Raw genomic sequence first — 20,377 nt, forward strand, 5'->3', positions numbered from 1 at the left:
CCGCGCTACCGTGCCAGACGTGAACAGGCAAGGAAGGCTTCGCTGCGTAAGACGGCGAAGTTGGGAAACCTCTGGGACGGGATGAGACGACGCGCATGAGCGGCGATCTGAAATGGAACAAGATTTTCGGTGCGGCCCTGGGGACGGCGTTCGTCATCCTGGTCGTGCAACAGGCGTCGGGCCTGATCTATCATTCCGAGCCGCCGGAAAAGATGGGCTATTTCGTCGACGCGCCGGACGAGGCCGCCGGCGCTGAAGAGGCTGAGTTGCCGCCCGACTGGGGCACGGTCCTGCCCGCCGCCGATCTGGCCGCCGGCGAGGCCGCCTTCGCGCGCTGCCAGGCCTGCCATAACGCGGCGCAGGGTGGGGCCAACGGCATCGGTCCGAACTTGTACGGGGTGGTGGGCGGACCGGTCCTGCACAGCGCGGGCTTCGCCTATTCGGACGCCATGACCCAGCACAAGGCCGAGGCGCCGAACTGGGGCTATGATGAGTTGGACAAATTCATCACCGCTCCCGCCCGCTATGTGCCCGGCACCAAGATGTCCTTCGCCGGCATTCGCGACACCCAGACCCGGATCAATCTGATCGCCTGGCTGCGGAACCAGGGCTCGGGCGGCTTCGCCATCCCAGCGCCCGATCCGGCCCGCCAGCCCGGCGCTGCGGCTCCGGCCGAAGGAGAAGCGCCTGCTGAAGGCGCGCCCGCGACCGAGGCGACCGGCGAAACCCCGGCTGTCGGTGCGGCCCCCCCGATCCAGCAGACTCCAGCGGCCCCGCCAGCCTCCACCAGTCTGGCGCCGCCGAACACCTGAGATCGACTTTGGTCTTGAATTGAAGCGGGGCGGCCTTTGCAGGCCGCCCCGTTGTCTTTTGGCGGATCGCGCGGCTCAGAGGATCTGCGCCGCCTGGTCGAACGACAGGCGCGGCGAGCGCGGGAACAGGTTTTCGTCCGTGCCGTAACCCAGGTTGAGGATGTAGTTCGGTTCGACATTGCTGTCGGGGAAGAACTCGGCCTTCACGGCGGCGGCGTCGAAGCCGGACATGGGGCCGACGTCCAGGCCCAGGGCCCGGGCGGCGATGGTCAGATATCCGCCCTGAAGCGAGGCGTTGCGGAAGGCGCTCTCGCGACGTCCGGCCTCATCGGCGAACCAGGCCTTGGCTCCCGGCGCATGGGGGAACAGGGCGTCCAGATGCTCGTGGAAGTCGATGTCCTGGGCGATGATCAGGTTCACCGGCGCCTGCTGGGTCTTGGCGCGATTGCCCTCGCTCATCAGCGGGATCAGCCGCGCCTTGGCCTCGGGCGAGGTGACGAAGACGAACCGGGCGGGGCTGGCGTTGACGGCCGTGGGGCCGAACTTGGTCAGGTCGTAGAGTTTGTGCAGCAGTTCCGGCGCGACCGGGCGGTCGCTCCAGGCGTTGCGGGTGCGCGCCTCGGTGAAGAGTTGCGACAGGGCGGCGTCCGACAGCGGGGCGTCGCGTTGGGTGGCGGCATCATAGGCCATGGGAAGGCGTCCTGATCATGAAAAGCAACAAGTGCAGGTGCTGATCTAGTCGCTTCAGCAACTGTTTCAAGTGCAAATCAGGCAATCCATCGTTTCCAAGGGGACGCACGTCATCCGGGCGAAACACCCCTGTCGCACCGGCCGGCTTCGTCTTATCTAGGGGGCATGAAAGACCTTACCCAACTGATGCAGCAGGCCCAGGCGATGCAGCAAAAGCTGCAGGACGCCCAGGCGAAGATGGCCGAAACCTCCGCCGAGGGCTCCTCGGGCGGCGGCCTTGTGACCGTGGCCCTGAAGGGCGCCGGCGAGATCACCGCGATCAAGATCGACGACAGCCTGCTGTCGCCCGGCGAGGGCGAGATCCTGGCCGACCTGATCGTGGCCGCCCACGCCGACGCCAAGCGCAAGCTGGACGAGGTCAACAACGCCCTGATGCGGGAAGCCGCAGGTCCGATGGCCGGGATGAATATTCCCGGAATGCCGAAACTGTTCTGATGGCCGCTTCCGCCGGGCCGGAGATCGAGCGGCTGATCTCCCTTCTCGCCAAACTGCCAGGGCTCGGCCCGCGCTCGGCCCGGCGTGCGGCCCTGGCCCTGCTGAAGCGGCGCGAGCAATTGCTTGTGCCGCTGGCGGCGTCCCTGGCCGAGACGGCCGAGAAGGTGGTGTCTTGCTCGGTCTGCGGCGCGCCCGACACGCGCGACCCCTGCGCCATCTGTTCGGACGGATCGCGCGACAACGGCCTGATCTGCGTGGTCGAGGAGGCCGGCGCCCTGTGGGCCATGGAGCGGTCCGGCGCCTTCGGCGGCAAATATCATGTGCTGGGCGGCCTGCTGTCGGCCCTCGACGGGGTCGGCCCCGAACATCTGCGCATCGCCGAACTGGTCGGCCGGGTCAGACACCAGAACGAGGGGGGCGGCGCGGTGCGCGAGGTCGTCCTGGCCCTGCCCGCCACCGTCGACGGCCAGACCACCGCCCATTATGTCGCCGAACGCATCTCGAGCTCCGACGTCCAGGTCACCTCCCTGGCGCGCGGCGTGCCGGTGGGCGGCGAGTTGGACTGGCTGGACGACGGCACCATTGTTCAAGCCATGCGGGCGCGAAGGCCGGCGTAAAGACGCCGCTGGCGGCTTTTCCGGGAAGGCGACTCCCGCTAGGAACGGAGCATGAACATGCTCGCGCTGATCCTCGCCGTCCTCGCCGCCGCCTTGGGGGGCGGTTTCCTGTGGGCCTTCATGGGGTGGCAAAAAGCACAGGGGGCGCTGTCGGCGGCCCTGGCGCGGATCGATCTGGTCGAGGAAAGCCGGGTCACCATGGGCGAGCTGCTGAAGGCCCAGGCGGCCCAGTCGGCCCAGGTAGTGGCGGACCAGATGGTCAGTCGCGCGACCGAGACCTTCCGCGCCCAGGACCAGCTGGCGCGTGAGCGGATGGCGGCCCAGCTGAAGCCGGTGGCCGACACCCTGACGAAGTTTCAGGAACATGTGGCGGCGCTGGAGAAGACCCGGGCCGAGGAGACCGGGGGGCTCAAGGAGCAGCTGACCCAGCTGATGGCCGCCTCGTCGGCGACGCGGGACGAGGCGCGCAAACTGACCGAGGCCCTGCGCGGCAACACCGGCCGGCGCGGCCGCTGGGGCGAACAGACCTGCCGCAATGTGCTGGAGGCCGCGGGCATGGCGGGCCGGTTCGATTTCACCGAACAGACCTCCAGCGCCGACGACGACGGGCGTCAGAACCGGCCCGACTTCCTGGTGCGTCTGCCGGGCGGCGGCCTGTTCGTCATCGACGCCAAGGTGCCCCTGGCTTTCGATGACGAGGAGGGCGACGAGGAGGCGCGCGCCCGCTCGGTCGGCCTGCGCATCGCCGCCAGCCTGAAGACCCATGTGCGTCAGCTGTCGTCCAAGGCCTATCAGGACCAGTTCAAGCCCAGCCCGGATTTCGTCGTCCTGTTCGTGCCGGGCGACAGTTTCCTGGCCACCGCCCTGGACCATGCGCCGGACCTGTTGTCCGACGCGATGGAGTCGCGAGTCGTCATCGCCACTCCGTCCACCCTGTTCGCCCTGTGCAAGGCCGTCGCTTACGGCTGGCGGGCCGAGGAACAGGCGGCCAACGCCGACAAGGTCGCCGCCCTGGGGCGCGAACTCTACAAGCGGCTGTCGGTCATGGGCGGCCACGCCTCGGCGGTGGGGCGGGCGCTGGATCAGGCGGTGGGCAAGTACAACCAGTTCGTCGGCTCGCTGGAGAGCCAGGTCATGGTCTCCGCCCGCCGGTTCGAGGATCTGCAGGTGGACCACGAGGGCAAGGAAATTCCTGCGCTTGCTCAGGTCGAAACCCAGCCCCGCACCATCACCCGGCCTGAGCTGACGGGACCTGCAGACAACTGAGCTTGTCTCTTTGACAAGGGTGCTTGACATCCTTGGGTCGCGAGGTAAAGTGTCCTTGTCATAAAGACAAGGAGGCGTTCCATGCCGCGGACTGTGGTGAAAATCTTGATCGGCTCGGCTGTAGCCATGGTCGCTCTGATCATCCTCTCCGGCGTCGCTGGATACGCGGTCGGCTATTTCTTCGCCGACGACCCTGACGCCATGGCCCGGTTTGAGGCGGCGGTCGCGCCAGTCGTGCTCGGCGTGTTGGGTGTCGGGCTTATGTCCGCCGCCCTATGGACGGCCGTGCTGTGGATGCGTTCGATCGATGAGGCGGCGCGCGAGGCTCACAAGTCGGCCTGGTTCTGGGGCGGCTCGACGGGCATGATGCTGGGCGGCATCGCGATTATTCTGTCCTTCCTGCCCCAGGCGTCGGAATGGCGTCTTCCCTTCACCTTCTTCGACCGGGATGACCCCGCCATCCATGCGGCCATCGGCGCCTATGCGATGATTTTGCTGATGCTGCTCGGCTACGGCCTCGCCTGGGCCTGGTGGTGGTGGAAGCGCCGTTGAGGGCTGAACCATGAACAACCGCCTCAAGGTGCTGCGGGCCGAACGCGACTGGTCCCAGGCCCATCTCGCCGAACTGCTGGGCGTGTCGCGTCAGACGGTCAATGCGCTGGAGACAGGTCGCTACGACCCCTCCCTGCCGCTGGCCTTCAAGATCGCCCGCGTCTTCGATCAACCGATCGAATCCATCTTCTCGGAGGACTGACAATGTCGAGCGTTGAAGAGATCAAGATGTCCTGGCCGCTGCGTATCGGCGGCCTCGTGTTCCTCGCCCTGGTTGGCGCCGGCGTCGGCTATCTGGTCGGCGGTCAGCTGGCGATCGAAGACCTGAGCTGGGACGACGCCCTGGCCCTGGTCATCGCTGCCCTGCTGCTGGCGACCGGGATGGTGATGGCGGTGATGGTCGCCCTGCGTTCCCCAAAGCTGCCCGGCGGGTGCGGCGTGCTGCAGGCTGTGGTCATGATGATCGCCGGCGTGCTGATGCTGGCCCCGATGTGGGGTCCCGCCGTGATCGAACCTGACCTGGTCTTCGTCGGCCTGGTGGTGCTGTCCGTCGTCCAGTCGGTCGCCAATCTGCAGCTTTGGCGCCGTGCGGACGAGATGCTGCGACGGGTGATGGTCGAGACCAGCGCCCTGGCCTTCTGGGCCTCGCAGATGGCCCTGTTCCTCTATGCGGCGGCCGAGCGTCTGGGCCTGACCGGCGGCGTGTCCGCCTGGGGCATGCTGGGCGTGTTGATGACGATCTACCTTCTGGCCTCCACCGTCGCCTCGATGCGGCGCGGCCTTCACTGAACTTCCAAACCCAGTAAACTCTCAACCAAGGACCAAGATCATGACCCTTTCCAAACGCCTCAAGTCTTCCGTTTCCACCCTCACCCAGGGCGTCGTCGGCGTCGCCGCAGGCCTGGCTCTGGTCTTCGCCATCGCCGGGGCCCCGGCTCAGGCCATCGCTCAGGCCGCTCCGGCTCCAGCCGCTGCCGCGACGCCCGCCATTCAGGGCCAGGGGCCGGCCCTGTGGGTGGTCAAGGATGCGGACTCGACCCTGTATCTGTTCGGCTCCATCCACGTCCTGCGCCCGACCACCGGCTGGGCCAGCCCGCGCGTCAACGCCGCCTTCGACAGCGCCTCGGACATCTGGTTCGAGATCACCAATCCGGATGACCAGGCGGCCATGATGCCCCTGATCCAGCAATATGGCCTGTCGCCCCAGGCTCCTCTGTCCAGCCGCCTCACGGCCGACGAACTGGCCCAGCTGGACACCGCCGCCAAGACCATCGGCGCCTCGGCCGCGCAGCTCGATCCGCTGAAACCCTGGCTGGCCGCGCTCTCCCTCTCGGTCGCTCCCCTGGTCAAGGCGGGTTATGATCCTCAGTCGGGGGTCGAACTGGCCCTGAAGACGCGCGCCGAAGCCGCCGGCAAGACCATTCACGGCTTCGAGACCCTTGAAGACCAGATCGGCATGCTGGCCACCCTGCCCGACGACGTCCAACTGGAGTTCCTGCGCGAGACCCTGAAGGATTTCGATCAGGCGGTGGTCGTGCTCGACTCCATGGTCGAGGCCTGGGCCAAGGGCGACGTCGAAGCTCTGGACGAGATCGTGATCGAGGACATGAAAGCCGAGGCGCCGGAACTGTACAAGGTGCTGTTGGTTGATCGGAACACCGACTGGGCCGACCAGATTCAGACCCAGCTCCAGGGTTCCGGCACCGCCTTCATCGCCGTGGGCGCCGCCCACCTGACCGGCGACGACAGCGTCCAGTCGATCCTGAAGTCTCGCGGCGTCGCGGTCGAAAGCGTCGAGTAAGAATAGACGGAAGGCGGCGGCGCTCAGGCCTGATTGACGCCCCAGGCGAAGATCACCCACAGCGCCGCCGCGATCGCCGCCACAAGAATCGTGGCCGCAAGACAGCCGAAGCCCAGGCCGCCCAGGCCGCCTCCGTCGTTCCCTCGCCGCATTTCGGATCCTCCCCCGGACAAGACCTTGCCCCGCCGCCTTGAGCCGCGCCAGACCTGCGTCTAAGGAAGACCTCGCGCGGGCGTAGTTCAGAGGTAGAACGTCAGCTTCCCAAGCTGAATGTCGTGGGTTCGATTCCCATCGCCCGCTCCAAGTTTCGCCCGCCAGGGCGTCTCGTGTGCGTGACATCCGTCGGCCAAGGCGGGGCGGCGCAGGGGGCGAAGCGTCGCCTTGGGAGGGGTGTGATGCCGCATGTGATGAACACGACCGAGCTGTATCTGATCGCCATGCTGATCATCTTCAGCGCGCCCTATCTGATCTGGCGCGGGCTGAAGACCGATCATTATGCGCCTCTGGTGGTGGTGCAGATCATCGGCGGCATCCTGCTGGGGCCGGGCGTGCTGGGGGCGGTGTTCCCGGCCTATTATGCCACGGTGTTCAATCCCCAGGTGATCACGGCCCTGAACGGCGTGGCCTGGTGGGCGGTGATGATCTTCGTCTTTATCGCCGGTCTCGAGCTGGATCTGCACCAGGCGTGGGCGAAGCGGGGCGAGACGGCGGTTACCTCGGGTCTGGCCCTGATCGCGCCCCTGGCCCTTGGGTCCCTGGCGTCGCTCGGCATGTTGCAGTTCCCAGGCTGGACGGGGTCGCAGGGCCAGACCTGGCAGGTGGTGCTGGGGATCGGCATGGCCTGCGCGGTCACCGCCCTGCCGATCCTGATCCTGTTCATGGAGAAGCTCGAGATTCTGCGTCAGCCGATCGGCCAGCGGATCCTGCGCTACGCCAGCCTGGACGATGTGGCGATCTGGGGGGTGCTGGCCCTGATCCTGCTGGATTGGGAAAGGGTGGGGCGTCAGGTCGGGTTTCTGGTCGGCTTCGCCGTGGCGGCCTGGGCGGTGCGCTGGCTGATGAAGCGTCTGCCCGAGTCTGATCGCTGGTACGTCGCCCTGATCTGGCTGGCCGCCTGTGGCTTCGCCGGCGACTGGTCGGGGCTGCACTTCATGGTGGGGGCGTTTCTGGCCGGGGCGGTGCTGGATCACCGCTGGTTCGATCAGGCCAGGATGGACCTGTTCCGCAACCACATCCTGCTGGCGGTGATGCCAGTCTTCTTCCTGAGCACGGGCCTACGGACCCAGTGGGACGTCGGCGGCGTGGCGGTGTTCGCGGCGGCGGCGGTGCTGCTGGTCGCCTCGGTGGCGGGCAAGCTGGCCGGGGTGCATATGGCCGGCCGTATCCTGAAGTGGGAGAAGGGCGAGGCCTCGATCATCGGCTGGCTGCTTCAGACCAAGGCCCTGATCATGATCATCTTCGCCAACATCCTGTTGGACAAGCAGATCATCACCAACGAGACCTTCACCGCCCTGCTGCTGATGGCCGTGGGCTCCACCATGCTGACCATGCCGATGGTCAAGCCGCAGCTGGCCCGTCTGGGCCGGCTGGTCAGCAAGGCCGGCTAGACGGCTTCAGCGCGGGGCGCGCTTGGCCAGGATCCGTTGCAGGGTGCGGCGGTGCATGCCCAGGCGACGCGCGGTCTCCGAGACATTGTGGTCGCACAGCTCGTAGACGCGCTGGATATGTTCCCAGCGCACCCGGTCGGCGCTCATCGGGTTCTCGGGCGGCTCGGGCGCCTCGTCGGCCGTGGCCAGCAGGGCCTTGACCACGTCGTCGGCGTCGGCGGGCTTGGACAGATAGTCGACCGCCCCGGCCTTGACCGCCGCCACAGCGGTGGCGATGGCGCCGTAGCCGGTCAGCATGACGATGCGGGCGTCCTCGCGCCGTTCGCGCACCGCCTCGACGACCTTCAGACCGTTGCCGTCCTCCAGCCGCATGTCCAGCACGGCGAAGGCCGGCGCCTTGTCGCGCAGCAACTGGGTGGCCTCGGCGACCGATCCTGCGGTGGTGACTTCGAAGCCGCGTGATTCCAGCGCCCGTCCCATCCGGGTGCGCAGGGCCTGGTCGTCGTCGAGCAGCAGCAGCGACTTGTCGGGCAGGGCGGCGATACGGGTCTCGAGTTCGGGCATTCTGTTCTCCTACCGCTTCAAGTCGGGACCGGTCGCGTTCGGGTCAAGGCCAAGGTTCGTCCCTGCGACTCTTCGACCCAATACGCAGGTCGGGAAGTGTCGGACCATTTCACGCCGCCACCTCCAGAGCCGGGCGCGCCCACCGCACGGCCACGCGGGCGCCGCGCAGAGGGCTGCGGCCCTCGGGCGAGGCTTCCGGGCGGAGCAGGCCCTGGCCGACGCTGACGACGCCGCCGGTCCGCTCCAGCAGGGTGCGGGCGATGAAGAAGCCCAGGCCCATGCCGCCCTGGCTGGGGGCTATGGCGGTCTCCGCACGGGCGTCGCGGGAGCGCGAGGTGGCGGCGGCGATCTGAGCCGCCAGGGCCAGGCGCGCCTTGCCCTGGGGGCGGCTGGTCACATAGGGCTCGCCCAGCCGGGGCAGGATGTCGCTGGGAAAGCCGGGGCCGTCGTCCAGAATGGCGATCTCGATCCAGCCGGCGTCGACCAGGGCCTGGACCCGCACGGTGGAGGCCGCGAAGTCGGCGGCGTTCTCGACCAGGGTCGACAGGCCGTGGACCACCTCGGGCAGGCGACGCACCCGCGGCGCGGGCTGGCCTGGCGGCGTCTTGACCAGAACCTCGAACACCAGATCAAAGCCCCGGTGCGGCTCCACCACCTCTTCCAGCAGGGCCTTCAGCGCCACATCGGCGTACAGGGCGTCGTCGCCCTCGGGCTGCTGCGACAACTGGGTCAGTATGCCCCGGCACCGCTCGGCCTGTTGCAGGATCAGGGCGGCGTCCTCGGCCGCCTCGCTGTCGGGGGCCGAGGCGCGCTGAAGCTCCTTGGCCACCACCTGGATGGTCGCCAGCGGCGTGCCCAGCTCATGCGCCGCCGCCGCCGCCAGCCCGCCCAGGGCCGCCAGCCGCTGCTCGCGTTGCAGCACGTCCTGGGTGGTGGCCAGGGCCAGCTCCAGCTTCTCGGCGTCGGCCGCCACCCGCCAGGCGTAGCCGGCCGTGAACACCACCCCCGTCACCAGGGCCATGACCATGCCCAGCCGATAGAGCAGGGGCAGGTGGAAATTCTCGCCGGGACGCCAGGGCAGGGGCTCGGACCAGAAGAACAGCACCCCCACCGCGATCAGGGCCAGCAGGCCCAGGGTCACGGCCTGGCGCGCGGGCAGGGCCGCCGCCGCGATCGTCACCGGCGCCACCAGCAGCAGACAGAAGGGGTTCTCCAGCCCGCCGGTCAGCCCCAGCAGCAGGCCCAGCTGGAAGATGTCGAAGCCCAGGTGAATGGCCGTGGTCCGCCCGTCCGGCAGGCTGGCCTCCAGTCGTCGCACCCGGGCCATGGCCCCGACATTGACCGCCGCGCTGATGGCGATGACGATCAGACAGGGCCAGAGCGGCAGGGGGAAGTGCAGGCCTTGCGACGCTGTCAGGATCGCCGCGCTCTGCCCCAGGATGGTCAGCCAGCGCAGCACGATCAGGGTCCGCAGCGAAAAGCCGCGCCCTCGGCGCGGCGTCTCACGCCAACCTGCGTCTGAGAGCCCCCCCTCGGACGAGAAGGAGGGCGCATGCGGCGCGATGCGGTCTTCTGTCGATGTCACGGGCCTTCTATAGACCGGGTCCGAGGTTTTCGTCAGAGGTCGTCATGCCGCGTCGTTCCATCCTGCTGTTCGCCGGCGCCTGTATCGCCATCGCCGCCGCCCTGGCCATCGTCACCGTGGTGGTGGTGTCCAGCCGCGCGCCCGCAACGGCCGAGGTCACCTCCACCGGCCAGCCCCTGGTCGGCGGCGACTTCCAGCTGGTGAACCAGGACGGGCAACCGGTCGATCAGACCGTCCTGAACGGCAAATGGACCCTGGTCTTCTTCGGCTTCACCTACTGCCCCGAGTTCTGCCCCACCACCCTGGCCGAAATGGCGGCGGTGCAACAGCGGCTGGGCGAGAAGGGAGAGGACCTGCAGATCGTCTTCATCAGCGTCGATCCGGAACGCGACACGCCCCGGCAACTGAAGGACTATCTGTCATCCGACGGCTTTCCCAAGGGGACCATCGGCCTGACCGGCACGCCGGACCAGGTCGCCCAGGCCGCCAAGGCCTACCGCGCCTATTACGAGAAGGTCGGCGAGGGCGAGGGCTATACGATGAACCACTCCCTGACCGTCTATCTGATGGGCCCGGACGGCAAGTTCCGCACCGCCGTCGCCTATGGCCTGGGTCCGGACAAGTCGACCAAGATCATCGAGGACGCGATGGCGCGGGGCTAACCCCGCTCCCTGGTCTTGGTGAAGGCGATCTTGGGGAAGCGTTCGCCGACATAGCCGGTTTCCCAGCTCGACTTGGCCAGGAAGACCGGGGCCTGGTCGATGTCGCGGGCCATCTGGGGGCGGTATTTGCCCGAGAAGTCCTCGATATCTGCATCCGAGCCCCCCGAGGCTGGAGTGACCCAGCGAGCCTCGGCATAGGGGGACGGCTCGAAGATGACGTCCAGGCCGTATTCCTCGCCCAGACGGTCGGCCATGACCTCGAACTGCAGCTGGCCCACGGCGCCGACGATGAAGTCCGAACCGATCTCGGGGCGGAACAGCTGGGTCACGCCCTCTTCGGCCAGGCCTTCCAGCGCCTTCTTCAGGTGTTTTGCCTTCAGCGGATCCTTGACCCGCACCCGTTGCAGGATTTCAGGCGCGAAGTTCGGCAGGCCGGCGAACCGCACCACCCCGCTTTCCGAGAGGCTGTCGCCCACGCGCAGCACGCCGTGGTTCGGAATGCCGATCACGTCGCCGGCGAAGGCGTCGTCGGCCAGTTCCCGGTCCGAGGCGAAGAACATGATCGGCGCATTGACCGACAGGGACTTGCCCGTGTTCTGCACCTTCAGCTTCATGCCGCGCTTGAAGGCGCCCGAGGCCATGCGGAACATGGCGATCCGGTCGCGGTGGTTGGGGTCCATATTGGCCTGGACCTTGAAGACGAAGCCGGTGACCTCGTCGGCGCCGGGCTCGACCACCGTATCGACGGCGAGCGGGGCGTTGCGGGTCTCGGGCGGGGATTCCTTCTTGGCCTTCATCACCTTGGGCGCGGGGGCCCAGTCGCCGATGGCCTTCAGCAATTCGTCGATGCCGAAGTGGCGCAGGGCCGAACCCCACAGCACCGGCGTCATATGACCCTCCAGGAAGGCCTGCCGGTCAAAGGCCGGATAGCCGCCCTCGACCAGTTCGACCGCCTCGGCCAGATTGTCCTGCTCGCCCGCCTCGAAATATTGCGCCGCCTGGTCCAGCGGCAGGGCGGCGGGGTGTTCGGGATCCTCGGCTGAACCGGCGATCTTGCGGGTATAGGGCTGGAAACGGCCGGTGCCGACCTCGACCATGCCGCGCAGGCGATTGCCGCTCTCGGCCGGCCACCAGATGGGGGCCGGGTCCAGCTGCAGCCGCGATGCGATGTCGTCCAGCAGCGTCATCGGATCCTGGGCCTCGCGGTCCAGCTTGTTGATGAAGGTGATGATCGGAATGTCGCGCAGGCGGCAGACCTCGAACAGTTTCAGCGTCTGCGGCTCGATCCCCTTGGCGGCGTCCAGCACCATGATGGCGCAGTCGGCGGCGGTCAGGGTGCGATAGGTGTCTTCCGAGAAGTCCTCGTGCCCCGGCGTGTCCAAGAGGTTGAACATCTTGCCGTCGTGCTCGAAAGTCATGACCGAGGCGCTGACGGAGATGCCCCGCTCCTTCTCGATCTTCATCCAGTCGGACCGGGTCCGCCGGTTCTCGCCCCGCGCCCGCACGGCGCCGGCCGCGCGAATGGCGCCCCCGGCCAGCAGGATATGCTCGGTCAGGGTCGTCTTGCCCGCATCCGGGTGGGCGATGATGGCGAAGGTCCGGCGCCTCGCCGCCTCGGCGGCGAGGGTCCTTGAAGATTTGGCCGCTTCTTCGGGCAGTGTCAGTGTCATGGCGCGCGACTAGCGCGCCCGGCCGAGAAAGTCACTCCGCCGCCGGTTCTGCCACGATGTCTTCTGCCTCACCTTGCGGGTCACCGCTCTTCAGCCTTAGCCTGTATCCTGTGATCAGCCGGCGTGCCATGGCGGTCGCCTCGCTGGCATGTGGGCTGGACGCTAAGGGCTGCAACAGGTCGATGGCCTCGACATATTCATCACGCCGCGCATGCGCTTGAGCCGCCATGATGCGGATCGTAGCAACCTGAGGCGCCAAATCCAGGCCCGCCAGCAGCGTCTCCATGTCGTTGTCCGTAGGATAGTTCGGCGCGACCTGGCGCGTTTCCGCCAACAGCATCAGGGTGCGATAGTCGTCCGGCGCTATCTGATAGGCCTTGGCCAGATGGCGGCGCGCGTCCCGGACTAGGGCCAGGGCCTGGGCGGGGTCGTCTCGAGCCTGTTCCCACATGGTTTCGCCCAGAAGGCGCAGCACGTCCACGTCTTCGGGCGAGGCCGATAGCCTCTGTTCCAGCAGATTGCGCGCCACGCCCTTGTCGCCCTGGCGTAGTTCCGCGCGGGCCAGCAGGAGCTGGGCGAACCTGTCGTCTGGATAGGAAGCGACCCGACGACGGATATCGTCCAGCAGGGAGGTGTCCGCGCCAGATGTGGAGGACAGTTTGAGCCCCAGCAACATCAGCGCGCTCTCGCCCGCAGACACCTCCGAAATCCGCACGTCCGGCTGGGGAAACTGGTCTCCGGTGATGATCTTGATCGCCATTCTTTGACGGGCGTATTCCCTCTGTTGTCGATCCAGTTGAGCGATCGTCATGCCTGACGCCGACTCCATCGCCTCGATCGGGTCCATGCCCGCGCGTAGCTTTCCGATATAGGCGTACAGGATCGGCATCCGCGCAGGGTTCGACAGGAACCAATGGGTGAGCAGCCATGACTGCGCATAATACATCGATACGGCTTTCGGGTGCTGGAACTCGAATGGGCGTCGGGTGAGGATCAGCTGCAGCGGCAGCCACTGGCCGTATGATAGCCAGTCGCCGCGCCCCCGGTTGACCTCGCCCACCACCATGCGGCGCGGCTGTAATTGGGCGCTGGCGAAATACTCAGCGTAACCTTCGACGAACCACGACGGAAAGCCGGTGGCGAACGAGCCGATCATGAAATGGTGGGCGTATTCGTGAAGCAGGGTCGTCTGGTCGCGGCGCTCGCGGATGGCCAGGGCGAAAATCTCGTCATTCGTGGCCTGATAGAAGCCCGCCACCTCTGGCAGGCCTGGCTCTACGGCGATCAATCCGTCGTGATTGCGCACCAGATAGATGGCGATACGGTGTTTCGGCGCGTCGTTGGGGTCCAACTGGTGCAGCAGCCGCAATGCGCTTTCATAAAGCTCCAGCTGTAAGGCGGCGTCGCGAAGCTGGCCCGTATCGCCATCGCTATAGACGATGAAGCGCGGCGTGTCGGCGCGTTTCCATTCTGCTACGGCCGACGTGGCCAGTACAAAAAAACCCGCCACGGAGATGACGGCGGCACGCCAAAGGTTCACGAACGTCACGGCCCCACCTCGCACTGTCGTTGACGGACGCAGTCTTGCAATCCGAGCGGGTGCCGTCCAGCTCAAACCCCCATTTGCGCCACATCAAATAACCCCTCGCCATAAGGGGCTATTGGAGTCATTGTCGGGTCGGAGGACGATCAGGCCGTCAGAGCCCGACGCTCCCCTCCCGGATCAAACCGGGACCATAGGGAAAGGAAAAGACGATGGCAGTGATCCATCCTGAAGACCGCGTCTCCGGTCTCGACCGCTCGCGCATTGAACGCCCCCAAAAGATGCACCCGGCTTTGGGATTGGTGATGGGCTTCGGCTTCATCTTCGCCGTCGCCACCGTCGTGCACCTGGTGTTCACGGCGTTCTGACGGCGGTTTAAGGCGGTCGCCTCAGGCGGCGAGACGGTTCCAGACGGCGCGGTCGGCGGCGATCGCGTCCAGGCGCCGGCCCTTGTCGTGCAACTGGCCCATGACCGCGTCGGGCAGGGTGCAGAAGCGCGGCTCGACAAGATCGGGGTTGCAGGCGGCGGCGGGCGCCGCGAACAGGGCCGCGTTGACGTCCGGGCTGCGCTCGGCGATCAGCCAGGCCAGACGGCGGGCGCGGTCGGGGTCGTTGCGGTGAAGCAGCGGATCCTCGGCGAACAGTTCGCAGCCCAGCTCCAGCACATAGTCGAAGCCCAGCTTCTCGAACCGGCGCGCGTCGGCGGGCGTGACCGGGCAGGCCTCGTCCAGATCGAACACGACGTCGTTCAGAAGAAACAGCATGGGCGAAACGCTTCCAGCGAGCCGGACGCGATGTCGTCCGTGTCGTCAGATTTAGGACAGTTCGCTTGAGGTCCGGTTCACGGACGCGGTTAAGCCTTTGTGACCGACGGCGGCGCCGGATTTCTCCATTCGACGAAAAGCGAAGGGGCTGACGCGACGTGACCCTTGCGAAGCCTGGCGTGGTCGGCTTACGTGATCACGCATTGTTACAGCCCGGCCGTCGCCGGAGAAGGGCCGCCATGACCACCTATGAAGATCGCGCCGGATTGAAGGTCGCGGCCGAGCTCGTGGCCCTGATCGAACAAGACGTGCTTCCGGGACTGGGGCTGGCGGCTGCGGGCTTCTGGTCGGGCGTGGCGGCCGTTTTTGACCGGTTCGCGCCGGAGAACCGCGCCCTGCTGGCCCGGCGTGATGACCTTCAGGCCCGGATCGACGACTGGCACGACGCGCGTCGGGGGCAGCCGTATGATGTGGCCGCCTCCCAGGCCTTCCTGCGCGAGATCGTCTATCTGGTCGAGGAGCCGGCGCCCTTCGTCATCGGCACGACCGGGGTGGACGCCGAGATCGCCCGGATGGCGGGGCCGCAACTGGTCGTGCCGGTGCTGAATGCCCGCTTCCTGCTGAACGCCGCCAACGCCCGCTGGGGCAGCCTGTATGACGCCCTGTACGGCACGGACGCGCTGGGCGACCTGCCGACCGGCGGCGGCTATGACGCGGCGCGCGGCGCGCGTGTCGTCGTCCGCGCCAAGGCGTTTCTGGATGAGGCGGCGCCCCTGGCCGAAGGGTCGCACGCCGACGTCGCCGGCTGGTCGGTGGTCGACGGCGCCCTGGCCCCCGCTCTCAAGGACCCGGCCCAGTTCGTCGGCTTCGCCGGAGACGCGGCCTCACCTGCTTCCATTCTGCTGGCGCACCACGGGCTGCACATCGAACTGGTGATCGACCCGTCCCACCCGGTCGGCGCCGCCGATCCGGCGGGCCTGGCCGACGTCGTGCTGGAATCGGCCCTGACCACCATTGTCGATCTGGAAGACTCGGTTGCGGCTGTGGACGCCGCCGACAAGGTCGAGGCCTATCGCAACTGGCTTGGCCTGATGCGCGGCGACCTGGCCGCGACCTTCAAGAAGGGCGGCGAGACCCTGACCCGCGCGCTGGAGCCCGACCGTCGCTGGACCGCGCCCCACGGCGGCGACGTGACCCTGAAGGGCCGCAGCCTGCTGTTCGTGCGCAACGTCGGCCATCTGATGACCACGCCCGCCATCCGTCTGGCCGACGGCTCGGACGCGCCCGAGGGCATCATGGACGCCGTCGTCACCAGCCTGATCGCGCTTTACGACATCAAAGGGCTCGGGGCCTTCGGCAACAGCGCGACCGGATCGGTCTATATCGTCAAGCCGAAGATGCACGGGCCGGACGAGGCGGGCTTCACCGACCGGCTGTTCGACGCGGTCGAGGATCTGCTGGCCCTGCCGCGTCACACGATCAAGGTCGGGGTGATGGACGAGGAACGCCGCACCTCGGCCAATCTGGCGGCCTGTATCCACGCGGTGAAGGACCGGATTGTCTTCATCAACACCGGCTTCCTGGACCGCACCGGCGACGAGATCCACACCGCCATGCAGGCCGGGCCGGTGGTGCGAAAGGCCGACATCAAGTCCAGCGCCTGGATCACGGCCTATGAGGCGCGCAACGTCGCCATCGGCCTGAAATGCGGCCTGTCGGGCAAGGCTCAGATCGGCAAGGGCATGTGGGCCGCGCCCGACCGGATGGCCGACATGTTGGAGCAGAAGATCGCCCACCCGAGGACCGGCGCCAACACCGCCTGGACCCCGTCGCCGACCGCCGCCACTTTGCACGCGCTTCACTATCACGCGGTGGACGTCTTCGCGGTCCAGACCGAGGTGGCGACCCGCCCGACGCCGGGTCTCGACGCCCTGCTGACCCCGCCCCTGGCCGATGGGATCAACTGGTCCGAGGACGAGGTGGCGGCCGAGCTGGACAACAACGCCCAGGGCATCCTCGGCTATGTCGTCCGCTGGATCGACCAGGGGGTCGGCTGTTCCAAGGTGCCCGACATCCACGACATCGGCCTGATGGAGGATCGCGCGACCTTGCGGATCAGCTCGCAGCATATCGCCAACTGGCTGCTGCACGGCGTCTGCACCCCTGATCAGGTGGATGCGGCCTTCCTGCGCATGGCGGCCAAGGTCGACGCCCAGAACGCCGGAGATCCCCTCTATCGCCCCATGGCGCCGGATCCGGACGCCAGCCTGGCCTACCAGGCGGCCCGCGCCCTGGTGTTCGAGGGCGTGGACCAGCCGAGCGGCTATACCGAGCCGCTGCTCCACGCCTACCGGCTGAAGGCCAAGGCTGCACACTGAGGGCGGAAATCGGTGGAGCGCTAACCCCCCGTCCGTCCCGGCGGCAGGCCGGGCGCGGGTTCCAGGGGACCGTCCTCGTCTTCGGCCATCATCAGGTCCTCGGCAGCGTCGTTGCTGGCGCCCGAAGCGGAGACAGAGGGCTGGGCCGGACGCGCGGGGGGCTGCGCCGCCGCTGGACCAGCCTCTCGGCCGTAACCCAGCCGCCCCAGGGCGTCGTCGCCTTCCAGGCCGAAGGCGCTGCGGATGCGCAGGTCGGTCTGGGGGAAGGGCACCTCGATCCCGGCCCCGTCCAGGGCGTCGGCGATCAGCCAGGTATAGGCCGCGTGCATGGCCGCCGGCCGTTTGACCGCCTCGCGCGTGGGCCAGACCAGCAGTTCGAACTCCAGCCCCTTGTCGCCAAACCCCACAAGCCAGACCTGGCTCTTGCGCGCCTCGGTCTCGGGCAGGGTGAAGGGGCTGGCCCGCGCGCAGGCCAGAACCGCTTCGCGCACCCTGCCCCGGTCCGACCCATAGGCGACGGCGAAGGGGATGTGGATGCGCCGGGTGTCGCCCTTCAGCGTCCAGTTGGTTACCGGCTGTTCGATGAAGCGTGAGTTCGGCACCAGGACATTGACGTTGTCATTGGTCCGCACCCGCGTCGCGCGCGGCCCGATCTCCATGATCGCGCCGCGTATGTCGATATCCTCGATCTCGATATAGTCCCCGACCGACACCATCCGGTCGAAGATCAGGAACAGGCCGGACACGAACTCCTTGACCACGCCTTGCAGGCCCAGACCCACGCCTATGCCCAGGGCGCCGGCGAAGACCGCCAGCGACGACAGGTTCAGCCCCGCCGCCGACAGGGCCGACATGAGGCCGACGATGATGATGGCGTAACCGGCCAGCCGCTCCAGCAGATACAGGACCTGCCGACTGCGTTCCGAGCGTTCGCGCACCCGTCGCAAGGCCCGGGTCACCAGCCGGCTCAGGATCAGGGCGACCAGCAGTATGACCAGGCCGCTGACCAGGCCGCCGATCGTGACGCTGGCCCCCGCCACGCGAATGATCTGGGTGTCGTCGATGGTTTCGAGGCCGGCCTGGAGTGGAGACGTCATGGGGCGCAAGCGCGCGGCGAACCGCTCAGGTTCCAGATGCAACGAAGCCCGGCTGTTTTCACAGCCGGGCTTCTGGAAACTGGTGGAGCTTAGCGGAGTCGAACCGCTGACCTCTTGCATGCCATGCAAGCGCTCTACCAACTGAGCTAAAGCCCCGGACCTTGCGGTCTGGTTCGCCCGGTTCATCTTGCGATGGCCCCCGGCGAGGCGGCGGAACCTATGTCAGAGCTTTTTTTCGATCAAGCCCGTTTCGACATTTATTTTCACATCGGTTCCGGATGTGAAAAACAGCAGCGATTTCAAATCCAACGTGGATCTGAAAGGCTGTCCGCCTGCCGCGTCTCCCTAAAGGGAAACGCGGCGGACGCAACAAAAAAGATCAGTCGTCGTCGCGCGACGGCTTGGCGATCTCGTCGTCGATGGAATCATCGTCGTCGTCTTCGATGAAGGGTACGGAGTCGTCGTCATCGTCGCCCAGATCGTCGTCGTCGCCGTCGGTGGCGCCCATGCCGGCTTCTTCCGAAGCGTCGGCGGGGGTGTCGTCGTCGTCGTCAGGCGTGAGGATCGGCTCGTGGCCTTCCTCGTCGATTTCGGGGGCCCGGATCTCTTCTTCCTCGTCCTCGTCGGACTCGGCCTTCTTGTCCTTGACCTGATCGTCCGTGTCCTCGTCGTCGGCGGGATAGCCGGGGCGGACACGACGGCTGCGCAGCTTCAGCGCCTCTTCGGGATCGAAGTCCGTGCCGCATTTGGGGCAGTGGGCGGGGCGGCGGTTCAGGTCGTAGAACTTAGCCTGGCAGTTCGGGCAAACCTGTTTGGCGCCCAGTTCGGGATTGGCCACGTTTGGAACCTTCAACGGGTTGAATTCGGGGCGGTCCCTTGCCACCCCTAGGAGCCGCTGTCAAAAGCTGTCTTTCGTGCGGCCCGCGCGGCTCCCTCCCCAACACAGCCTGAAGCGGGTGAATATGCCGTCTCAACTGACTTCCAGACGCTCTGACGCCCTTGCCGGAACGGTTCGCGCGCCCGGCGACAAGTCGATGTCACACCGCTCGATGATTCTGGGCGGCATGGCCTCCGGCGTCACCGAGGTCGAGGGTTTGCTGGAAGGCGACGACGTCCTGGCCACCGCCCGTGCGGTCGAAGCCTTCGGCGCCAAGGTTCAGCGGACGGGCGACGGGAAGTGGCGGATCGAAGGGGCGGGCGGCTTCAAGACGCCCGTGTCCGTGATCGACTGCGGCAACGCCGGCACCGGTGTGCGCCTGCTGATGGGGGGGGGCGCCGGCTATGCGCTGACGGCCACCTTCGACGGCGACGCCTCGCTGCGGAAACGGCCGATGAAGCGCGTCACCGGCCCGCTGGCCGACATGGGCGCCCGGTTCGAGTGGCAGGCGGCCGAGGACCGGCTCCCGGTGGCCCTGACCGGCGGGACGCTGACGGCGATCCACTATGTGCAGACCGTGGCCTCGGCCCAGGTCAAGTCGGCCATCCTGCTGGCCGGGCTGAACGCCCAGGGCGTCACCTCGGTGACGGAGCCGGAAAAGAGCCGCGACCACACCGAACGGATGCTGCGCGCCTTCGGCGCCGAGGTCGGCGTGGAAGAGGTGGGCGACGGCTGGACGGTCACGCTGAGAGGCGGCCAGGCCCTGACCGGAACCTTCGTCGCCGTGCCGGGCGATCCGTCCTCGGCCGCCTTCCCGCTGGCGGCGGGCCTGGTGGTTCCGGGCTCGGTGGTGACGGTCGAGGGGGTGATGCTGAACCCGCTGCGTACCGGCCTGTTCGACACCTGGATCGAAATGGGCGCCGACCTGACCATCACCAACCGGCGTCAGGCCGGCGGCGAGGATGTCGGCGACATCACCGCCCGTCATTCGGTCCTGAAAGGCGTGGTCGTGCCGGAAGCGCGCGCCGCCTCGATGATCGACGAATACCCGATCCTGGCCGCCACGGCGGCCTTTGCTGAAGGCGTCACCGTCATGCGGGGCGTGGGCGAGATGCGGGTCAAGGAAAGCGACCGGATCTCGCTGATGGTCGAGGGCCTGCGCGCCTGCGGGGTCCGGGTGGAGGAAGAACCGGAAGGCTTCATCGTCACGGGCGCCGCCTCGGTTCCGGGCGGCGCGACCGTCCACACCGCCCACGATCACCGGATCGCCATGAGCCATCTGGTCCTGGGCCTGGCCGCCGACCAGCCGGTGTCGGTCGACGAACCGGGCATGATCGCCACCAGCTTCCCGGGCTTTGTCGAGATGATGAACGGTCTGGGTGGGCGGATCTCTTGAC

General features: G+C 67.3%; 22 protein-coding genes and 2 tRNA genes. 14 read left to right on the forward strand and 10 right to left on the reverse strand.

The genetic code is table 11. The annotated features are described in order from the left end of the window. Nucleotides 1-95: 95 nt before the first annotated feature. The gene (locus tag ACW17X_RS12660; protein WP_492097883.1) at nt 96-812 is read left to right on the forward strand and encodes a c-type cytochrome; all 717 of its coding nucleotides are present in this window, start codon (nt 96-98) and stop codon (nt 810-812) included. Nucleotides 813-887: 75 nt separating this feature from the next. Here ACW17X_RS12660 and ACW17X_RS12665 read toward each other — a convergent pair whose 3' ends face one another. After that, complete coding sequence (locus ACW17X_RS12665) at nt 888-1,502, reverse strand: malonic semialdehyde reductase (protein ID WP_492097884.1); 615 nt, start codon at nt 1,500-1,502, stop codon at nt 888-890. Between the two features lie 165 nt (nt 1,503-1,667). Between ACW17X_RS12665 and ACW17X_RS12670 the strand changes: the two genes are divergently transcribed. The 7 genes from ACW17X_RS12670 (at nt 1,668) to ACW17X_RS12700 (ending at nt 6,233) form a co-directional block, all read left to right on the forward strand. Continuing rightward, the gene (locus ACW17X_RS12670; RefSeq protein WP_008260925.1) at nt 1,668-1,997 is read left to right on the forward strand and encodes a YbaB/EbfC family nucleoid-associated protein; all 330 of its coding nucleotides are present in this window, start codon (nt 1,668-1,670) and stop codon (nt 1,995-1,997) included. Then, nucleotides 1,997-2,614, forward strand: a complete 618-nt coding sequence (gene recR / locus ACW17X_RS12675; protein ID WP_492097886.1) for a recombination mediator RecR — start codon at nt 1,997-1,999, stop codon at nt 2,612-2,614. The genes ACW17X_RS12670 and recR overlap by 1 nt, the downstream gene beginning before the upstream one ends. A 51-nt stretch (nt 2,615-2,665) precedes the next feature. After that, complete coding sequence (locus ACW17X_RS12680; protein WP_492097888.1) at nt 2,666-3,880, forward strand: DNA recombination protein RmuC; 1,215 nt, start codon at nt 2,666-2,668, stop codon at nt 3,878-3,880. Between the two features lie 81 nt (nt 3,881-3,961). Next, complete coding sequence (locus ACW17X_RS12685) at nt 3,962-4,432, forward strand: hypothetical protein (RefSeq protein WP_292149685.1); 471 nt, start codon at nt 3,962-3,964, stop codon at nt 4,430-4,432. A 10-nt stretch (nt 4,433-4,442) separates the two neighbouring features. Continuing rightward, entirely contained in the window at nt 4,443-4,634 is a 192-nt protein-coding gene (locus ACW17X_RS12690) for a helix-turn-helix transcriptional regulator (protein WP_271165110.1), read from the forward strand. Nucleotides 4,635-4,636: 2 nt separating this feature from the next. Continuing rightward, a complete protein-coding gene (locus ACW17X_RS12695; protein ID WP_492097890.1) occupies nt 4,637-5,221 on the forward strand; it encodes a hypothetical protein in 585 nt (194 codons plus the stop codon). A gap of 40 nt (nt 5,222-5,261) precedes the next feature. Next, entirely contained in the window at nt 5,262-6,233 is a 972-nt protein-coding gene (locus ACW17X_RS12700) for a TraB/GumN family protein (protein ID WP_492097892.1), read from the forward strand. 23 nt (nt 6,234-6,256) lie between these two features. Here the strand turns inward: ACW17X_RS12700 and ACW17X_RS12705 are convergent, their stop codons facing one another. Beyond that, nucleotides 6,257-6,385, reverse strand: coding sequence for a hypothetical protein (locus ACW17X_RS12705; protein ID WP_492097894.1), 129 nt, complete (start codon nt 6,383-6,385; stop codon nt 6,257-6,259). A 76-nt stretch (nt 6,386-6,461) separates the two neighbouring features. Here ACW17X_RS12705 and ACW17X_RS12710 point away from each other — a divergent pair. Continuing rightward, nucleotides 6,462-6,536 (forward strand) — tRNA-Gly (locus ACW17X_RS12710). Between the two features lie 92 nt (nt 6,537-6,628). Further along, nucleotides 6,629-7,840, forward strand: coding sequence for a cation:proton antiporter (locus tag ACW17X_RS12715; protein WP_492097896.1), 1,212 nt, complete (start codon nt 6,629-6,631; stop codon nt 7,838-7,840). Nucleotides 7,841-7,846: 6 nt separating this feature from the next. On the opposite strand, the gene ACW17X_RS12720 is transcribed toward ACW17X_RS12715, so the two are convergent. Both ACW17X_RS12720 and ACW17X_RS12725 read right to left on the reverse strand, forming a co-directional pair. Next, nucleotides 7,847-8,404: an ActR/PrrA/RegA family redox response regulator transcription factor gene (locus tag ACW17X_RS12720; RefSeq protein WP_492097898.1), complete on the reverse strand. Its 558-nt coding sequence runs from the start codon at nt 8,402-8,404 to the stop codon at nt 7,847-7,849. Nucleotides 8,405-8,513: 109 nt separating this feature from the next. Beyond that, nucleotides 8,514-9,989 (reverse strand): ActS/PrrB/RegB family redox-sensitive histidine kinase, encoded by a 1,476-nt coding sequence (locus ACW17X_RS12725; RefSeq protein WP_492097899.1) that lies wholly within the window; start codon nt 9,987-9,989, stop codon nt 8,514-8,516. A gap of 44 nt (nt 9,990-10,033) precedes the next feature. On the opposite strand from ACW17X_RS12725, the gene ACW17X_RS12730 reads away from it, so the two are divergent. Next, nucleotides 10,034-10,651, forward strand: a complete 618-nt coding sequence (locus ACW17X_RS12730) for an SCO family protein (protein ID WP_492097901.1) — start codon at nt 10,034-10,036, stop codon at nt 10,649-10,651. On the opposite strand, the gene ACW17X_RS12735 is transcribed toward ACW17X_RS12730, so the two are convergent. Together ACW17X_RS12735 and ACW17X_RS12740 are read right to left on the reverse strand one after the other, a co-directional pair. Beyond that, a complete protein-coding gene (locus tag ACW17X_RS12735) occupies nt 10,648-12,321 on the reverse strand; it encodes a peptide chain release factor 3 (RefSeq protein WP_492097903.1) in 1,674 nt (557 codons plus the stop codon). The two genes, ACW17X_RS12730 and ACW17X_RS12735, sit on opposite strands and share 4 nt — an antisense overlap. Nucleotides 12,322-12,352: 31 nt before the next feature. Then, nucleotides 12,353-13,870: a tetratricopeptide repeat protein gene (locus ACW17X_RS12740; protein ID WP_492097905.1), complete on the reverse strand. Its 1,518-nt coding sequence runs from the start codon at nt 13,868-13,870 to the stop codon at nt 12,353-12,355. 206 nt (nt 13,871-14,076) lie between these two features. Here ACW17X_RS12740 and ACW17X_RS12745 point away from each other — a divergent pair, with 206 nt between their 5' ends. Beyond that, nucleotides 14,077-14,232 carry a hypothetical protein gene (locus tag ACW17X_RS12745; RefSeq protein WP_492097907.1) on the forward strand — a complete coding sequence of 52 codons (156 nt, stop codon included), beginning with the start codon at nt 14,077-14,079 and terminating at the stop codon, nt 14,230-14,232. 21 nt (nt 14,233-14,253) lie between these two features. On the opposite strand, the gene ACW17X_RS12750 is transcribed toward ACW17X_RS12745, so the two are convergent. Continuing rightward, entirely contained in the window at nt 14,254-14,628 is a 375-nt protein-coding gene (locus ACW17X_RS12750; RefSeq protein ID WP_492088253.1) for a hypothetical protein, read from the reverse strand. A gap of 239 nt (nt 14,629-14,867) precedes the next feature. Between ACW17X_RS12750 and ACW17X_RS12755 the strand changes: the two genes are divergently transcribed. Beyond that, on the forward strand, nt 14,868-17,006 hold the full coding sequence (locus ACW17X_RS12755; RefSeq protein ID WP_492097909.1) for a malate synthase G: 2,139 nt from the start codon (nt 14,868-14,870) through the stop codon (nt 17,004-17,006). A 20-nt stretch (nt 17,007-17,026) separates the two neighbouring features. Here the strand turns inward: ACW17X_RS12755 and ACW17X_RS12760 are convergent, their stop codons facing one another. The 3 genes from ACW17X_RS12760 to ACW17X_RS12770 form a co-directional block, all read right to left on the reverse strand. Further along, complete coding sequence (locus ACW17X_RS12760; RefSeq protein WP_492097911.1) at nt 17,027-18,103, reverse strand: mechanosensitive ion channel family protein; 1,077 nt, start codon at nt 18,101-18,103, stop codon at nt 17,027-17,029. An 80-nt stretch (nt 18,104-18,183) separates the two neighbouring features. Next, nucleotides 18,184-18,259: transfer RNA gene (locus ACW17X_RS12765), tRNA-Ala, on the reverse strand. A 223-nt stretch (nt 18,260-18,482) separates the two neighbouring features. Then, complete coding sequence (locus tag ACW17X_RS12770; RefSeq protein WP_492097913.1) at nt 18,483-18,941, reverse strand: TIGR02300 family protein; 459 nt, start codon at nt 18,939-18,941, stop codon at nt 18,483-18,485. Between the two features lie 124 nt (nt 18,942-19,065). Here ACW17X_RS12770 and aroA point away from each other — a divergent pair, with 124 nt between their 5' ends. Then, nucleotides 19,066-20,376, forward strand: coding sequence for a 3-phosphoshikimate 1-carboxyvinyltransferase (gene aroA / locus ACW17X_RS12775; RefSeq protein WP_492097915.1), 1,311 nt, complete (start codon nt 19,066-19,068; stop codon nt 20,374-20,376). Nucleotide 20,377: the final 1 nt, after the last annotated feature.

The sequence above is a fragment of the Brevundimonas sp. FV1ye4L genome, assembly GCF_058681255.1.

Coding starts and splice junctions, on each gene's coding strand:
- ACW17X_RS12670 (WP_008260925.1), top strand. CDS start 1,668: ATGAAAGACCTTACCCAACTGATGCAGCAGGCCCAGGCGATGCAGCAA.
- ACW17X_RS12760 (WP_492097911.1), bottom strand. CDS start 18,103: ATGACGTCTCCACTCCAGGCCGGCCTCGAAACCATCGACGACACCCAG.
- ACW17X_RS12735 (WP_492097903.1), bottom strand. CDS start 12,321: ATGACACTGACACTGCCCGAAGAAGCGGCCAAATCTTCAAGGACCCTC.
- ACW17X_RS12720 (WP_492097898.1), bottom strand. CDS start 8,404: ATGCCCGAACTCGAGACCCGTATCGCCGCCCTGCCCGACAAGTCGCTG.
- ACW17X_RS12690 (WP_271165110.1), top strand. CDS start 4,443: ATGAACAACCGCCTCAAGGTGCTGCGGGCCGAACGCGACTGGTCCCAG.
- ACW17X_RS12665 (WP_492097884.1), bottom strand. CDS start 1,502: ATGGCCTATGATGCCGCCACCCAACGCGACGCCCCGCTGTCGGACGCC.
- ACW17X_RS12730 (WP_492097901.1), top strand. CDS start 10,034: ATGCCGCGTCGTTCCATCCTGCTGTTCGCCGGCGCCTGTATCGCCATC.
- ACW17X_RS12750 (WP_492088253.1), bottom strand. CDS start 14,628: ATGCTGTTTCTTCTGAACGACGTCGTGTTCGATCTGGACGAGGCCTGC.
- ACW17X_RS12715 (WP_492097896.1), top strand. CDS start 6,629: ATGCCGCATGTGATGAACACGACCGAGCTGTATCTGATCGCCATGCTG.
- ACW17X_RS12695 (WP_492097890.1), top strand. CDS start 4,637: ATGTCGAGCGTTGAAGAGATCAAGATGTCCTGGCCGCTGCGTATCGGC.
- ACW17X_RS12705 (WP_492097894.1), bottom strand. CDS start 6,385: ATGCGGCGAGGGAACGACGGAGGCGGCCTGGGCGGCCTGGGCTTCGGC.
- ACW17X_RS12755 (WP_492097909.1), top strand. CDS start 14,868: ATGACCACCTATGAAGATCGCGCCGGATTGAAGGTCGCGGCCGAGCTC.
- ACW17X_RS12685 (WP_292149685.1), top strand. CDS start 3,962: ATGCCGCGGACTGTGGTGAAAATCTTGATCGGCTCGGCTGTAGCCATG.
- aroA (WP_492097915.1), top strand. CDS start 19,066: ATGCCGTCTCAACTGACTTCCAGACGCTCTGACGCCCTTGCCGGAACG.
- ACW17X_RS12700 (WP_492097892.1), top strand. CDS start 5,262: ATGACCCTTTCCAAACGCCTCAAGTCTTCCGTTTCCACCCTCACCCAG.
- recR (WP_492097886.1), top strand. CDS start 1,997: ATGGCCGCTTCCGCCGGGCCGGAGATCGAGCGGCTGATCTCCCTTCTC.
- ACW17X_RS12660 (WP_492097883.1), top strand. CDS start 96: ATGAGCGGCGATCTGAAATGGAACAAGATTTTCGGTGCGGCCCTGGGG.
- ACW17X_RS12745 (WP_492097907.1), top strand. CDS start 14,077: ATGGCAGTGATCCATCCTGAAGACCGCGTCTCCGGTCTCGACCGCTCG.
- ACW17X_RS12680 (WP_492097888.1), top strand. CDS start 2,666: ATGAACATGCTCGCGCTGATCCTCGCCGTCCTCGCCGCCGCCTTGGGG.